Below are 16,567 nucleotides of genomic sequence, written 5' to 3' on the forward strand. Positions count from 1 at the left end.
CTTCTTAGCGGAATTAATAGAAAAAGTGGTGCTATCGCGTATCGGAATATTAAAAGCCACATCAGCAATTCCTTTTTGAAGCGGAGAAAACCACACTTGTTCCTATTATAACTACAATTTGCAAACCGGGAATCTGCCTCTGTTTCATCTGTGTTATCAGATAGCGGTCTGTCTTTTCATTTGGAGTCTGAGCAATGCTGGCTGCGCACAGCAGTGTTTTGGCAATGCAGAGAGCAAATAACTTTTTCATACATCAACAGTAATAAAGCTTCGGATGCGGTATTAATCATGAATCAGAAGGTCCGTTTACACCATCATTAAAATCTGATGAACCACTTTCCATCTTCTTTGTTAAGTGAAATTCAAGCAAAGTGTCCAAGTCTGCTACTTCTATCGGCCCAATTTTTCTATTAAGTTATTTTCTGTCAATTTCACTTTAGGCAAATAAATCCTTAGCTATCTCAGGCATCTTTGAAAACTTCTTTCAGACATAAATACTTTAGATAGAGGTTCTAAACTATAAAATGAAAGGGTTATTCTCCTAAGGAAGATACTAGGTCCTCACGGAAACTATAACGCGGGAATGCATCCCGTTGATTGGCAAGTGTAATAATAGTGTCTCTTTCGATAAGAAACCCTTTGATATTTTTTTACAAAGCCTGCAATAATATTATTGTGGGTTATTCCTAATCGCTCTTTTGATACAAGGCATTTACCACAGTCAGGCCGTATACATGTGTCATTGCAGTATCAATGATTATTCGCTTTACTTGCGAGAGATACACGCGTTATGTTTATGTAGATAGTAGTACGAATTTGTAGTGTAATAGTTCAAAATAATACACTATCTTTATCCATTCTGCTGTTCATCCACAGGTTTATTAATTCCCTGCAGACATTCTTCTGCCTCACATTCCAAAGCTTAATTATATAGCTGCTTAAGCTTAAATCAAAAAACCAAAGTAACGCTATGCCAAATCGCTTAATCATTGTTTCCAATCGTTTGCCCTTAGCCGTAGAAATAAACGGGAATACTGTGTCGAGCCGACAGGCGTCCGGAGGTCTGGTATCAGCAGTAAGCGCATTTCTGGGCAAAGGCGGCAAAGAACGCTTTGGAGAAGTCATTTGGGCAGGCATACCCGGATGCGACGCTTCCATCTGGCAAAAATTACCTGGCCGAACAGAGGAATACGTCTTTTTGCCAATATTCATTGAAGAGCAATTATATGACGAGTATTACAACGGATTCTCTAATTCGCTTATCTGGCCGCTATTCCACTACTTCCCTACTTTTGTCGATTATAACGCTACACACTTCGATGCTTATACCCGGGTCAATGATCACTTTGCTCAAGAGCTTTTGAATAACCTAAACGAACACGATATCGTCTGGATACATGATTACCATCTTTTGCCGCTGGCCGCGATATTGCGACAGAGATTTCCTTCAATTGCTATCGGCTTCTTTCTTCATATCCCCTTCCCATCTTACGAGCTATTCCGCGTTATACCCAAACGGTGGCAGCAAAATATCCTCGAGGGCCTGCTGGGCGCTGATTTAATCGGATTTCATACTATAGACTATCTTCAGCATTTCACTTCCTGCCTGGAAACGATCCTTAAGATAGAAACGAACGGCCAGCATATTTTTTGGAAGAATAGGACAATTAAGATAGATGCATTTCCTGTCAGCATTGATTTTGAGCGCTTTAACAACGCTTCCGACAGCCAGGCGGTCAGGGAGATTGCGGCGGAATACAGTAACATAAAAGGAGAGAGAAAAATGATATTCTCTGTAGACAGACTGGACTATACAAAGGGAATATCCAATCGGTTAAAAGGATATGAACGTTTCCTCGAAAACAACCCCGAATACATCGGAAATGTAATATTCGTACTGACCGTTATTCCATCCAGGGATTCCATTTCGAGATATATAGAAAGAAAGAAAATGATCGACGAGTTTATAGGGAGATTAAACAGCCGGTTTGGCAGTATTGTCTGGCAGCCTGTAATATATCAATACGATCATCTCAATTTTGAAGAGCTGATCGCCCTTTTCTTGACATGCGACGTTGCGTTGATCACCCCCTTAAGAGACGGGATGAACCTGGTAGCTAAGGAATTTATTGCGAGCAGAAAAGATGGAAAAGGCGTGTTGATTCTAAGTGAAATGGCCGGAGCCTCAAAGGAGCTGACCGAGGCACTGCTTATCAACCCCAACGACAGCGACGAAATTTCAGAAATGATTAAGAAGGCACTCGAAATGCCTTTCCAAGAGCAAAAGGAAAGGATATACGCGATGCAAAACCGAATACGCCGCTATGATGTAGTAGCCTGGGCAACTGACTTCCTGGAACAGTTACAGCAGATAAAAAGTGTTCAGTTAGAATTTGAGATCAAATTCTTGGATGCGCCGGCGAAGCTGCAACTTATACATCAATATACGATAGCGCAAAGCAGGTTAATACTGCTGGATTACGATGGCACACTGGCGCCTTTCTCAAAAGTTCCGATGGATGCAGCACCTGGACCCGAGGTAACCAATATTTTAAAAGTGCTTTCGGAGTCCGGAAATAACCAGGTCTACATAGTTAGCGGCCGGGACAGCAAAACGCTCGATTCCTGGTTGGGACACCTGCCGATAGGGCTTATCTCCGAACATGGCGCCAGGATCAGGAATATCGGCGGGCCGTGGCAGTCCCTGGCGGCCGTTCCCCTGAAAACGGATTGGCAAGAGAATGTGTTTACGCTTATGGACGCTTACGTATCCCGTTGTGCCAACAGCTTTATCGAACAAAAGGAGTATTCTATCGCCTGGCATTACAGGAATGCTAACATAGCAGAAAGTGCTGCTAGGTCAAAGGAGCTTCATGCAGACCTGCTTCGACACACGGCAAATATGCCCTTGCAGGTACTTCAGGGCAACAAGGTAATAGAAGTAAGGAACAAGGGAGTAAATAAGGGCGTGGCTACTGACTTGATACTAAAATCAGCAGCTTATGATTTTGTTTTGGCTATAGGTGATGATACGACCGACGAAGATATGTTTTATGAAGTAGGCCAGCTCCCTGACTCCTTTACGATAAAAGTAGGAAATGAGCCTTCGTTTGCGAAGTACAATCTTCACAACCCTGCGACCGTCCTTTCCCTCCTGCAAAACCTGGTGCAGGCTGCACCGGCTGGCAACAGATTACCCAGCAAAGACAGCAGATAGACCTAACCGTCGGTCAACTAAATTTAGTTTGCGGGATAAAGGGAACATTTATACTTTTGTAGACGGCGTTTTTTACATACTGAAATTTCTTCCATGATCTTTGCTATAATTCTACTTGTTATACTGGCACTGACCTTATACTGGCAGCAGGCAAAAAGCAGAAAGATACGGAAGTTTAGGTCGGAATACGATAATGCATTAAAGGGCAACGATAGAACAAAAGCCAGGGCTGCCGGATGTAGATACTATGCTGCGCTTCGCGGGTACAAAGATCTTACCGCCCTGGACGAGCTTCAGATCGACAAGGATGTTGCCAAAATGAAGTAATACTACGGATGGAACTTTTTATACTTTTTTCACTGCTGATTTCGCTGGCGGCCACGTTTTCGTATATTAACGTTCGCTACATCAAACTCCCTTCCGGTATTAGCCTGATGTTAATGAGCACCGTGGCGGCACTGGGTGTTATCTTGGTTGGACATTTCTCTACGGGGTTTGGCGACATGGTCAGGCAGAAACTGGCTCTGATCGATTTCTCTGAATTTTTGCTCGGTATTTTACTGAGCTTTTTGTTGTTCGCCGGATCACTGCATGTACAACTTCCCGACCTTCGAAAGGAAGCAAAAAGTATAACAGTATTTGCAGTTTTCGGTACACTGATCTCTACATTTTTAGTAGGATTTCTGGTCTTTCTCCTCCTGAGAATTTCCCAGCAGGAAATTCCTCTTATTTACTGCCTGCTTTTCGGCGCCCTGATCTCACCTACCGATCCGATAGCTGTAATGGGCATCTTAAAGAAGGCGAACCTCTCGAAGTCTGTCGAAACTAATATTGTCGGGGAATCTCTCTTCAACGACGGCATCGGCGTTGTTGTTTTTGCAACACTACTTCAAATTGCCACTGTTGGAATTGAGCATTTCGGGGCCGCCGATATTGCCCTCTTGTTTGTTGAAGAGGCCATTGGGGGGCTGCTTGTCGGTTTGATCATCGGTTTTCTCGGCTATCGGTTCATGAAGTCCATAGACCACTTCCAGACGGAGATTCTCATTTCTTTGGCAATGGTGATGGGTGGGTATAGCCTATGTCACTTTATCCATGTTTCAGGGCCACTAGCGATGGTTGTGGCAGGGATCATGACCGGTAACAGGGGAAAGGCGCTTGCCATGAGTGATGTAACCAGAGACTACCTGGGCAAATTTTGGGAGGTAACCGATGAGGTTTTGAACGCAATCCTCTTCTTGCTCATCGGTCTTGAGATTATCGTGGTAAAATTTGAGGTCAATTTTCTTTTTGTGGGCTTTGCTACAGCAATGCTGCTGGTTGTAGCACGCTTTATCTCTTTATTTTTGCCCGCATTTTCATTTGGTTTTAAAAAAGAGCTGAGCACAAAAACACTTACTATTATGACCTGGGGCGGGCTGAGGGGTGGAATTTCAATTGCCCTTGCGCTTTCCCTTCCTCCCAGCCCCTTTAAGGATGTGATCGTATCCATTACGTTTATTGTAGTGCTATTCTCGATCCTCGTCCAGGGATTGACTATCGACAAGTTAATTAAACGAATACTTCCTGGCCCCATTCGCGCTTAGAATCAATTGTCTTATCTGTTTATGCCGTGAAAACTAGCTCAAAAAGGAAATATCATAGCTTTTTGAAATTCAAGCGGGACTTTCAAAGATTTAGCATTCAGAAGGTGCGGAGCTATGAATTAATACTATTTTGGTTAAAGAGCCGGCTCAGCCGCAGTCAATTTCTGATACTCTCGGGTATACTTGTTGGTTTCACGGCAGGGCTGGCCGGTGTACTTCTTAAAACACTGGTCCATCAAATCCATTATTTCATAACGCACAAACTGCATTTTGAATACCAGGTGCTCTTCTACCTGATCTTTCCTTTTCTAGGCATCGTCCTTACTACCGCAATTGTGCTTTCTGTTTTCAGGGGCCAGGATCGAAAAGGCATCGGTGCGATCCTATATGAGATCGCGCAGAACTCCAGTATCGTCTCTTCGGTTAAAATGTACTCCCAGATGATACAGAGCGCAATCACAGTCGGCCTGGGAGGATCGGCAGGACTTGAGAGTCCCATAGCGGTAACCGGTGCAGCAATCGGTTCAAATTTTGCCAGGACCTACCGGCTTAACTACAGGGAACGGACTCTTTTGCTTGCTGCCGGCGCTACTGCTGGTATCGCTTCCGCCTTTAATGCGCCCATCGCTGGAATTATGTTTGCCTTCGAGATACTGCTTACCGGCGTCGTTTTTTCAGATTTCATTCCCCTGGTTGTTGCAGCGGTTTGTGGTAGCCTGGTATCGAGGATTATTTTGCAGGAGGACATTCTTTTCCGGTTCCATTCAAGAGAGCCATTTAACTATCACAACATACTCTATTATCTAATATTAGGAGTCCTAACCGGCCTGTTTGCCCGCTATTTTGTCGTTGTATCACAGCATGTGGAGCATTTCTTTCACAAATTGAAACTCTCCAGGATTCAAAAAGCAATGCTAGGGGGATTGATACTTTCTGTTTTATGCGTATTATCCCCACCCTTATTCGGGGAAGGATATGATGTCATCAAGTATTTCACAATGGGCAGAGCGCCAACCATCATCCACAATAGCTTCTTCCGGTATGTTGAACTGGAGCAATGGTCTATCACTGTTTTTCTGGCGCTTATCTGCTTGCTAAAAGCATTTGCTACTTCCATCACAATATATAGTGGCGGGAACGGCGGTAACTTTGCCCCTTCCCTGTTCGCCGGCGGCACCTTGGGATTTTTATTTGCTACGATTTGCCAGCAAGTCGGCCTGACGGAGGTGCCTGTTACCAACCTGATGTTAGTGGGTATGGCAGGTGTCATGAGTGGAGCATTATATGCCCCACTCACAGCCATATTCTTGATTGCAGAGTCGAGCTCCGGCTATGACTTGTTTATACCGCTAATGGTCGTTTCGGTAACAGCGTATCTTATCGGCAAATGGTATTCCCCGATCTCTCCCGACTTAAAGGCGCTTGCGGACCAGGGGAAAATTTTCACCCGGGAACACGACAAAAATTTGCTGTCAACTTTACGTACTGAGGCCTTTATAGACAGGCAACCCCAAGCCGTTACCGAAGACGCCACGATGGGAGAGCTCCTGGATCTCGTAAAACACGGCAAAAAGAATATTTTTGCCGTCCTCAACAATCATGGCGGCCTTGCCGGCGTACTTACCTTAGACGACATACGACCCATATTGTTCACTAAGGATGCAGCAATCAGCGGCAGCATTACCCAATTGGTAACAGCTCCTGCTGCCATTATCCATCCTGAAGATGAAATACCCCAAATTATAAAGGTCTTCGATGAAACAGGGCAATGGCATTTGCCGGTAGTTGGAGAAAGTGATGAATTTATAGGTTTCATCTCGAAATCAGCAATACTTACCCGCTATAGAGCATTGCTGAAAGAATACTCCGAATAAGAGCCGTTAAACTTTAAAGTCCTGACAACTATCATTGAACAACCAGCTTAATCGTGTCGGCCTCTAGCCTCGTTTTGAGCCAATTTTGGAGCTTTAGGCGATCAGATGTACGGATTGCACGAGAAAAGCTCGCAAACACCAGGGTGATGGTATCGGAGGCGGAAGTATCTGCCCTGTGTACTACTACGTTTGAAGCCGCATAGTAGTTCAGGGTGGGATAAAGAGCTTTCAACTCTGATCCGATGTCCGGAAAGGAATACTCCAGCAAAGGCGCTGAACGATTTGCCGGGTTTACCACGGTCGAATCTTTCTTAAAAACGTCCTCCAGTATGCTCGCCTTAATTTGTGAAAGGTCGATTTCCTGTTTGGCGTTCAGCCCTTGTCGAATGCTGAGCTTAGCGTGCTGAAGGTTATAAAGCTTCATTTTCTTTCGGATGGCCTCTATAGAGGTTTCTGGCAGCTCATATCCGATCAGCAACAGATCAATCTCTCCTCCTTTGCCGCTATACTTAAACGCTTTATTGACTACCTGGGTATTCTTGAATTGAAATTGCTCTTTAACGAACTTCTGTGCGTTTCCCTCAAAAATGCTTTTCTGCACGATGCCATAGGCCAGGTATATGCTTGGCGTTACAGTAATAACAATTATGATTAGAATATAGCGGGAAACTTTACGTTCATAGGTTTTGTCTTCAAAGCTCCTTTTGCGGAACTTAAGGAATCGAACGATTAAAAAGGTACTGATACAAATAAATACGCTGTTGATTGAATAAAGGTACAAGGCACCCAGGAAATAATAAATGTGACCACTTGCCAGGCCATAGCCTGCCGTACACAATGGAGGCATTAATGCAGTCGCTATAGCCACACCAGGAATGACGTTGCTCTTTTCCTTCCTGGTACCGGCCACAATGCCAGCCAAACCGCCAAAGAAAGCGATGAACACGTCCCAGACAGAAGGTGTAGTCCTTGCCAGTAGCTCGCTTTGTGCATCATGTAACGGTGTCACCCAAAAATAAAGCGTTGAGGTAGCAATGCTGATCAGCGTTGCGATCAGCAGGTTCCGGACTCCTTTCTTCACCAATTCGAAATCACTGATACCAATACCAAGGCCAACACCCATGATGGGGCCCATTAAGGGTGATATAAGCATTGCGCCAATGATAACGGCAGTAGAGTTGACATTTAGCCCGATCGAGGCTATAAAAATGGCAAAAATCAGTGTCCATAAATTGGCCCCCTTAAAGTCGGAGTTCTTCTTAATGGAGACGATAACGTCATCCTCATCTGCCTTGTCAAGATGGAGATTGAACCTCCGGGCAATAGTCAGCCGTATATATCGAAGGAATTTATGTTTCTTCTTTTTCACCATAGTGATTCGAGATTAATGATAAACTAGTTCCTTACGTATGTTACTCTTTTAAGAACAATTAAGCCCGCTGTGCCTGAAATCAAAGATGCCAGTAAGATACCATATTTGGCATTATCAACCATGGCCCCATCGTCAAACGCAAGCCCTGTAATAAATAGGGACATTGTAAATCCAACGCCTGCGAGGAGTGCCACGCCTACAATATGCTTCCAGGTTGCCAAATGGGGCATGTTAGCCCACTTGAGCTTCACCATTATCCAGGCAAAGAGCAGCACTCCGATAAACTTGCCCAATATCAGGCCCAAAGCCACACCGACGCTTACCGGGTTCGATAATGAATGCAGAAAATCGGCTTCTATATGAATGCCCGCATTCGCTAACGCGAATAGCGGCATAATGACGAACGCCACCCAAGGGTGAAGCGTATTCTCAATTTTCTGCAACGGAGTTTCCGCGTCGAGGCTGAGCTGTTTGATCTTTTCGATCATACGGTGCTGCTCATGGGTGGTCAGAGATCCCCTTTGGGGTATAGCCTTCTCGAACTGTTCGGCATATCCCCTAACGCTCTGGACATACTCCTGCTCGTCAATCTTAGTTCTTGCTGGAATCATAAAGGCTACCAAAACACCTGCAATTGTCGCATGTACACCAGAGAGCAGGAAGCAATACCAGACAATGATGCCCAAGATAAGATAGAAAATCGTGCCCCTGATGCCCATAGTATTCCCGATCCAAAGCACGGCTAGTAGCACTCCCCCCAATGCCAGGGGAAGAAAGGCTACTTCATTGGTATAGAATAGCGCGATGACCAATACGGCGCCAAGGTCATCCGCAACAGCAAGCGCTGAGAGAAAAACCTTTATCGAGGTTGGTATGTTTTTGCCGGCAAGGGATAAGAGCCCAAGAGCAAAAGCAATATCAGTTGCCATAGGGATTCCCCACCCGTGGGAGGAATTAAGATCATGGTTGAATGCGGTATATATTAAAGCCGGCACCAACATCCCGCCTAAGGCAGCGACCATAGGCAAGGAAGCCTTCTTAATGGTGGAAAGTTCCCCTGCGATGAACTCCCGCTTGAGCTCCAGGCCGATAACAAAGAAAAAAAGAGCCATCAGCCCATCGTTGATCCAGACATGCAAAGGCCTGGCGAATCCCTGACCATCAAAGCCTACGGCAAAGCCTGTATCCCAAAGTCGATGATAAGATTCGCTCCACGGAGAATTTGCCCAGAATATTGCTATTATTACGCTAATGAACAAAATAATTCCTCCGGTGAATTCCTGGTGAATAAATTTACTTACAGGTTTTAGTATCTGATCAATTGGAGATTTCGACATGATAAAACAAAGATATTGTTTACTTTTAAATTGCCGCTTGCTTTGTCGTGAACTTGTGAAATGACAGCTTGGCGCTGGTACGGCCAGTATCCTATATAATGTACGTTCATGAATGTTAGGACTTCAGGCCTTATTATTGTTGTCGTCTTAAAATCTGAACTACTTCCAATGTCGCAATCAAAAAAGCTCAACGAATTTTCTGCCACCGCCATTTGCGGAAACGATATAACTTCTTCTTGCCTATATGTCTCTGCGCTTACCATCATTTATGCAGGACAGTACGCGTGGCTTGCCCTGCTTGTCGTTGCAGCTGTTCTTTTCCTTTTTCGGAAAATATACGGCGAGGTTGTGGGTGCGCTCCCGCTAAACGGCGGGGCCTATAATGTATTGCTCAATACCACAAGCAAAAGCAACGCTTCAATAGCTGCCTGCCTGACGATACTTTCCTATATGACCACAGCTGTAATATCTGCAAGTGAAGCAATGCATTACCTGCATGGGATATTTGCTTCAATTCCCGTTATAATTGCCACAGTCGTTCTTCTGACAATTTTTCTGCTCCTGGTCATGTCAGGCATCAGTGAATCTTCGATAGTTGCCGTGGTTATATTTACGCTACATCTTGTAGCAATGTTGCTGCTCATTTTCAGCGGTGCATGGTATGTAATGAAACAGGGTCTTGATACCGCCGTTATGAATTTCAAAGCTCCTTTGAATGGTGGCTTCTTTTCAGCACTCTTCCTGGGTTTCTGTACGGCAATGCTCGGCATTTCAGGATTTGAGAGCTCCGCCAATTTTGTCGAGGAACAAAGGCAGGGCGTCTTTAAAAAGACCCTCCGTAATATGTGGGTAGCAGTGACGGTTATTAATCCCCTGATGGCGCTTACAGCCGTGATGGTGCTGCCACTGGGTGAAGTTGCCCAAAACCAGGAGGCCTTGCTCTCCCATCTTGGGAAAAATACCGGAGGAAAGTGGTTGGCTACCTTTATCTCAATCGACGCTGTCCTTGTCTTGAGCGGCGCTCTTTTAACCTCCTACGTGGGTGTAAATGGCCTCATAAAAAGAATGACGCTAGACCGCATCTTGCCACAGTTCTTGTTAAAAGAAAACAGGCGCGGCAGCTCGCCACGTATTCTTATTCTTTTCTACCTGCTTTGTCTCTCCGTATTGTTCATCACCCGTGGCCAGCTGGGACCATTAGCCGGTGTTTATACCATTAGTTTTCTGCTGGTCATGATCTATTTCGGTTTTGGTAATATTCTTTTAAAAATTAAAAGGAGCAGGCTGCCCCGGCCGGAAAATGCCACTGTTATTTCGGTGGTCATTGCCGTTTTCGCAGTCGCCGCCGCCCTCTATGGCAACATTGTAACTCATGCGGCCTACTTGATCGTCTTTCTTCAGTATTTCCTGCCCACAGTCGCTATCGTCTTTCTTTTGTTAAGCAGAAACGAGATTATGAAATATATGCTTGTCGTGATCAATAGTGCATCCAGTCATCTAAAGGGTTTTGCTGCGGTCAGCAAGCTGCATATCAGCCGCAACCTGAAAAGGCTCACCGAGCAGGAATTCGTCTATTTCACCAAGGGGGATGACATATCTATTCTCAATAAGGTGATGATGTACGTTGAAGAGAATGAGATCACCAAGAAGCTCAAGATCGTTACGGTATTAAAAGATCAAGGAAGTGTTTCCCAATCATTTCTGATCGATCTCGAAGTATTGGACAGGGCATACCCTGACATCAAGATCGAATACGTACAAGTCCACAACGCGACATTCGGCCCCGAGACCATTAAACGCCTGAGCGAAGAATGGAATATCCCCATAAATTTTATGTTCATCAGTTCACCCAGTGACCGGTTTTCCCATAGGGTTTCCGATCTTGGTGGTGTCAGGCTAATTATCTAACCTTCCACAGCTCTAAATTATGTCTTCGGCTACCTTTTTCCTCCTTGTGTTCCGGGATCGTATTTCTGATCTATTTTTTCCCTGTGAGTATTGATGCACTGCAATGTAAGCCAAAAGGGCGCCGGATAACCCAAATATATTTGCATCCAACCCAAAAGGGAGCACCACCTTAAATAGGATAAGGGCAATAGTAGTCCCCCCGCCAATGGTCATAGACGCAATGGCAGCGGCAGAATACAATTTTTTAAGGAATACAGCCGCTAATACCGGCACGAACAAGCCAGAAACCATAAATGCGTAAGCATACAGCATCAGGGAAAGCACATTCTCCATGGTTGATGCAACCAAAATGGCAACAACTCCAACAAAAAGCGTAACAACCTGAGACAACCTGACTACCATCTTATTGCTGCTTTTCCTGTGCCCGGGTATCAGGTCACCCACTACGCTTCCCGAGGCAGCCATGAGACAGCTGTCAGCAGTGGAAAGTACCGCCGAAAAATAGGCCGCGATAACGACACCTGTAAATCCAACCGGCAAAATGTTCTTGATCAGTAAAGGAAGGCCCATTTCATTATCCATCAACGGCCCTGTAGTAGGGATCACTCCTTTTTGTACCGCTACGTTGGCAAGCATTCCTAAAATTACACCGGTAAAGGCCATAAAGGGCCATTCCAGCACTCCTGCAAAATACCAGGCCCTTCGGGCCGCCTTTTCATTTTTACAGGCGAAGATCCTCTGATACAAGGTCATACCTACAAACCATATGGGGATGATGGTAACGCTCCAGTTTAGAATGTCCTGCCAGCTAATATTGGAAAGGGACAACATTTCTTCGGTCAGATAAGGGGCAATACCATCATAGCCGCCGAGTTTGTGCCACGCCAGAGGGATGGCCACTCCCATTAATCCAAGCAGCAGGACGATCCATTGGACTGTGTCTGTATAAATTACCGCCTTCATGCCACCCAGCATCGTGTAGATTACTGCAATAGCACCCATGATCCAAAGCATCGTCCCGGCACCCATTTCCGGGAAAGTGGCAGCCGTCAACTTCGCCCCGGCGAGTAATTGCGAGCTGGTAAAGCCGGTATATCCTATAATGCAGATGACCGCAGCTACAACAGCCACTTTTTTATTGTAGAGAAACCCGAAAACCTGGGGAAGCGTAAGAAAATGCCGGCCATTTGCTTTCTGCCATTTAAATACCCTGGGAATTAAAAGAGCTGCGCTTACCCAGGCCCCTATTAGACCGGTAAACAATAACCAGGAGCCGGAGAGTCCCATTGTAAAACCTATCCCGCCTAATCCTATGGAGAATCCTCCTCCCACATCAGTTGCCACAACAGACAAACCAACGTGGCCACTGCTCATGTTTCCACCACCGGTAAAGTAATCTCTTTCATCCTGGTGTTTGTTTGAAAAATAAAATCCGATACCCAGCATCAAAAAGAAGTATACGGCAAATATGATAATGTCGATTATAGTCATTCAATAGGTATAGTTTTAAATACGTGAGTCAGAAATTTCAGGAGCCCCTTATTTTGTGCCCGCAACTGCGGCAAGGGATGAGGGGTCTATAAAGACAGTCTGCGTGGGATAAGCAAATTCAATACCTGCCGTTGTGAACGCCTTGAAAATGTCAAGATAGATTTCCTGTTGCTTATCCATATAGACATTATAACTAGAATCCAATATGTAGTACACGAATTCAAAATTCAGGCTGCAATCTCCGTAGTTTGAAAAATGTCCCCTGTCAAATTGCACCTGGGTCTTCTGTTCGATCACCTGCCGGACAAGCTCTGGTATCCGCTTTAGCTGGTCGTGACGGGTTTGATAGATAACCCCAAGGGTAAACAATACCCGTCTCCGTTCCAAACGTTTGTAGTTATGAAGTCGGGCATTGGCAAGGTCAGTATTGGAGCAAACGAGCTGCTCTCCACCTAAAGTCCTTATCCTTGTCGTCTTGATCCCGATGTGTTCTATCGTACCTGATTTGTCATCCACAACAACGAAGTCCCCAATTTCAAACGGCCGGTCAAAAAAGATGACAAAATAGCTGAAGAGATCGCCCAATATAGCTTGTGCGGCCAATGCGATCGCAATTCCTCCAATACCCAATCCAGCAACCAGGGTCGTTACATTATAACCCAGGTTGTCGATTAAAAAAAGGATGCCCAAGGTCCATATCACAATATTGGCAACAATGATCAGTCCGCTGGCATGCTGCCCCTTTCCCTCGTGGCCCTCTCTGCTTTGGATATAGGAATGAATAAACTTTCGGAAAGCACTGCTGAAGGTTCGGAGCCCATAGTAGGTAAGTACCATTAAATAGGCCGTATGCAACACTTTGACGATGCCTCCCGGCAATACTAAGGTTGTTGAAGCAATGTAAACACTGCTTATATACAGTGCAGGCACAACGGCACTGCGGACAACTTCTACTAGGAAATTATCCCAGGTAGTTTTAGTGCGAAGCACCCACCCACTTATCCTTTTGAGGACGAAGTGTGCGAACACCCTAATGACGATCAAAGCGGCCACTATGATACTAGCCGCAACTAGCCAGGCAGAAATTGTGTTTCCCAGGTAAGATTGATGCAAATAATTGTTCATAGCAATAAATTCATCTTGTCCACAAATTAATTGACGGAAAGTAGTGTGGAAGCCTCAAATGCCTCTCCAGGATAGAAAAAAGTTCCTTCGTCTATGCGTTTATCAACGTATGCTGAGTTCATAATACGGAGTAATCCCATGTAGTCCATCTCAAATTCTATGAGACTACCGACCTTGAGTCCCGTAATATTTGGGCCAAGGTCAACGACGATCATATCGGAGCTGGCGCCGACAATCTGCATATCCCTGTTAACAGGCCTAATATGCCCATCTTCCACATCAAGCAGGCCTATATCCACAATCGCCCTGCAAGACAAGGTCCCTTGTAACGTATCCTGGAAAGACATAGTTTGCCCTGCCAGGTTTTGGCCCAGCTCCCCCGAAGGAATGGCAGGCTTCTCATTGAGTTCAATAATTTCCGCATACAACTTAAAAACATCATTATGCATGTGCTCAAAGGACCGGCTGTGATAAACATCCGTACCGAGAAAAAGTGTCTCTCCGATACGGAAATGATTGATCCCTGCCGGTAACAGGTCTTTATAAATTAGTGGAACGGTAACCGATGCCCCGCCGGATATATAAGGGATAACCTTATTGAATTTTGCCTCGATAAGCTGCTTATACAAGCAAAGCTGGATCAGTTTGTCGTGGTTAGGCAAAACGCCATACATGCAGGTTAGGTTCGTGCCAATGCCCACCACTTTTATGTTCGGTAGCCTAAAGACTTTTGCATAAAAATCAACGAACTGTTCTCGCATAACGCCCTCCCTCAGTTCCCCTAGCTCCAGCATGATAACAATTTTATGGATCTTATCCTGCTTCACTGCCTCTACAGAAAGCATTTTGATCGTTTCGTATTCCGTATTGAAGCTGATATCGGCAAACTTAACAATGCGGGCGACATTCCTTTTCGCAGGAGGCTTGATGAACACTGTTTCGATGTCGGGTTTTATTGATTTGATCGTCTCCAGGTTATCGATACGACTATCGCAAATTTGCCTGATGCCTAATTGTATCAATTCATTGAGGTATTTTTTATTGCCGCAAAATACTTTGGCAACAATGGACCACTCGATATTATAACTGGAGAAAAGATCGTTAAGATGGTTAAAATTCTCGCGAAGCTTATGTTGATTTAAGGTAATAAAGGCCATGTATAGTTTATTTTTTTAAACGCATTTCAAGATATTTGTTAATAAAGCCAAGGCTCTCATATAGTCGTAGCGCAGGGTTGCTTGGCTCAACATGAAGTGCCATATCGCCCTCTGAAAGCTGAATGGCTTTGATCATTAGTTGCCTCCCAATGCCCTGGCCTCTGTATTCTCTATGTGTTGCGATGTAAACAAGGATATTATCTGGGATATAACCATGCATGCCCGTTCTGTTAGTAACCGCAACTCCATTCAAGACTGAATCATTACTTGAAGTGATAATTAGGCCTCCTGGGGTCCTGCCGTTTAAGCACAGTGCATAGTTTAACGCGTTTTGAATATCGGCCAGAGGATCTCCAAATTCGCCCAGATGTGTAAACAGAAAAGAGGCTACTTCATCCATCTGTTCCTTTGTGGGTGGAGCGAAGTGGGAGTAGGTTCTAATAGAAGACATAATAAAAATTTAGGCTCCTGCAAGGAGCAGTTAAGAATAGGCATAAGATCAATATCAAGCCTTAGAATTCAGTAATGTAAACTGTCAGCGATTAGTGCTGCAATAAATAATGGGTACAGACCCGTGGTTAATGAAACATCATCGGCTGCTTAGGTTGAACTTTTGCGTTCGCAAGCCTCAAGCGATATTTCGGGAACTATTCATTGCAAAGATAAGAAGATCAAGGGGAAAGCCCAAATCAGATGCAGAATACCTCGCCAATTCGATGGTAATGCAGGTTCTTCCGACACCGGAAAGGTAGTCTACAACGGTCTATGCGCGAATGGACTGATTTAACCATTTCTTGAAAAAAAAATTATAACAATTGTTATTCACAAGGGCACTTTCAGATTTTAATTTAGAGATACCAAAAAACTGTGTTATAGAAAAAGAAGTAAATGTGCCAAATTACCGGATAAGGTTACCGGATACAGAGACTGCGAAACTATTGTGTATTACCCTTAAAGAATATTCGCAATTAAGCCACAGACCTATGGATGTCTTTACAGATGCAAGAGGGGTATAACAGAGTTTTACATCCATGTAAGTACCAATAATGATACCCGATTGTCGAGCAAGCTAAAACTGGATAAAAACAACTTTGTCCGGTTCAAGCCTGAAGACATTTATGCCAGGTATGTGTAACAATGTATGTTCCCGATTACAGGGGACTCCATGCTGCCTATACCTTCCGGCAGTGATGTGGTATGTTCCTATGTCCAGAACTGGGCGCAGATCAAACCTAAAACGCTATGCATCGTCATACTGAGAGCAGAGCAGAACATTGTGTTCAAGCAAGTCACCTTGCAGCCAGAAGGATTACTACTGGAATCCCTCAACAGCCAGTTCCTGCCCTATACAGTACCGGTGTCGGAAGTGCATGAGCTCTGGGAGTTTTATAGCTTTCACAGCAGGGATATTCCGGAAGCAGATACAGACCTTCAAAGCATCGCCAGCATCATGCGGCAGATGCAGATCGATATTAATGAGTTGAAGAAGAAAAAATGAGA

The 16,567-nt window shown here is 44.7% G+C and carries 12 protein-coding genes; 6 read left to right on the top strand and 6 right to left on the bottom strand.

Going from position 1 to position 16,567, the window contains the following annotated elements; all coding sequences use genetic code 11:
- Window positions 1-970: 970 nt before the first annotated feature.
- The 4 genes from B5D63_RS22175 (at window position 971) to B5D63_RS22190 (ending at window position 6,677) form a co-directional block, all read left to right on the top strand.
- Complete coding sequence (locus tag B5D63_RS22175; RefSeq protein WP_078671019.1) at window positions 971-3,217, top strand: bifunctional alpha,alpha-trehalose-phosphate synthase (UDP-forming)/trehalose-phosphatase; 2,247 nt, start codon at window positions 971-973, stop codon at window positions 3,215-3,217.
- A 93-nt stretch (window positions 3,218-3,310) separates the two neighbouring features.
- Entirely contained in the window at window positions 3,311-3,544 is a 234-nt protein-coding gene (locus B5D63_RS22180; protein WP_078671020.1) for a hypothetical protein, read from the top strand.
- Between the two features lie 8 nt (window positions 3,545-3,552).
- Window positions 3,553-4,803, top strand: a complete 1,251-nt coding sequence (locus B5D63_RS22185; RefSeq protein WP_078671021.1) for a cation:proton antiporter — start codon at window positions 3,553-3,555, stop codon at window positions 4,801-4,803.
- Between the two features lie 26 nt (window positions 4,804-4,829).
- Entirely contained in the window at window positions 4,830-6,677 is a 1,848-nt protein-coding gene (locus B5D63_RS22190) for a chloride channel protein (RefSeq protein WP_078671022.1), read from the top strand.
- Between the two features lie 31 nt (window positions 6,678-6,708).
- Here the strand turns inward: B5D63_RS22190 and B5D63_RS22195 are convergent, their stop codons facing one another.
- Both B5D63_RS22195 and nhaA read right to left on the bottom strand, forming a co-directional pair.
- Entirely contained in the window at window positions 6,709-8,049 is a 1,341-nt protein-coding gene (locus B5D63_RS22195; protein ID WP_078671023.1) for a TIGR00341 family protein, read from the bottom strand.
- 23 nt (window positions 8,050-8,072) lie between these two features.
- A complete protein-coding gene (gene nhaA, locus B5D63_RS22200) occupies window positions 8,073-9,386 on the bottom strand; it encodes a Na+/H+ antiporter NhaA (RefSeq protein ID WP_078671024.1) in 1,314 nt (437 codons plus the stop codon).
- 108 nt (window positions 9,387-9,494) lie between these two features.
- On the opposite strand from nhaA, the gene B5D63_RS22205 reads away from it, so the two are divergent.
- The gene (locus B5D63_RS22205; protein WP_200817071.1) at window positions 9,495-11,294 is read left to right on the top strand and encodes an APC family permease; all 1,800 of its coding nucleotides are present in this window, start codon (window positions 9,495-9,497) and stop codon (window positions 11,292-11,294) included.
- Window positions 11,295-11,306: 12 nt separating this feature from the next.
- Here B5D63_RS22205 and B5D63_RS22210 read toward each other — a convergent pair whose 3' ends face one another.
- From B5D63_RS22210 to B5D63_RS22225, 4 genes are read right to left on the bottom strand one after another with little or no spacing between them, the layout of a single operon-like run.
- Window positions 11,307-12,785, bottom strand: a complete 1,479-nt coding sequence (locus B5D63_RS22210; protein WP_078671026.1) for a sodium:solute symporter family protein — start codon at window positions 12,783-12,785, stop codon at window positions 11,307-11,309.
- 48 nt (window positions 12,786-12,833) lie between these two features.
- Window positions 12,834-13,910 carry a mechanosensitive ion channel family protein gene (locus B5D63_RS22215; RefSeq protein ID WP_078671027.1) on the bottom strand — a complete coding sequence of 359 codons (1,077 nt, stop codon included), beginning with the start codon at window positions 13,908-13,910 and terminating at the stop codon, window positions 12,834-12,836.
- 26 nt (window positions 13,911-13,936) lie between these two features.
- On the bottom strand, window positions 13,937-15,067 hold the full coding sequence (locus B5D63_RS22220) for an alanine racemase (protein WP_078671028.1): 1,131 nt from the start codon (window positions 15,065-15,067) through the stop codon (window positions 13,937-13,939).
- 7 nt (window positions 15,068-15,074) lie between these two features.
- Complete coding sequence (locus B5D63_RS22225) at window positions 15,075-15,518, bottom strand: GNAT family N-acetyltransferase (RefSeq protein ID WP_078671029.1); 444 nt, start codon at window positions 15,516-15,518, stop codon at window positions 15,075-15,077.
- Window positions 15,519-16,208: 690 nt separating this feature from the next.
- Here B5D63_RS22225 and B5D63_RS22230 point away from each other — a divergent pair.
- On the top strand, window positions 16,209-16,565 hold the full coding sequence (locus B5D63_RS22230) for a S24 family peptidase (protein ID WP_078671030.1): 357 nt from the start codon (window positions 16,209-16,211) through the stop codon (window positions 16,563-16,565).
- Window positions 16,566-16,567: the final 2 nt, after the last annotated feature.

Origin of the sequence: Chitinophaga eiseniae (genome assembly GCF_900167135.1) — a bacterium.
Lineage (GTDB): Bacteria > Bacteroidota > Bacteroidia > Chitinophagales > Chitinophagaceae > Chitinophaga > Chitinophaga eiseniae.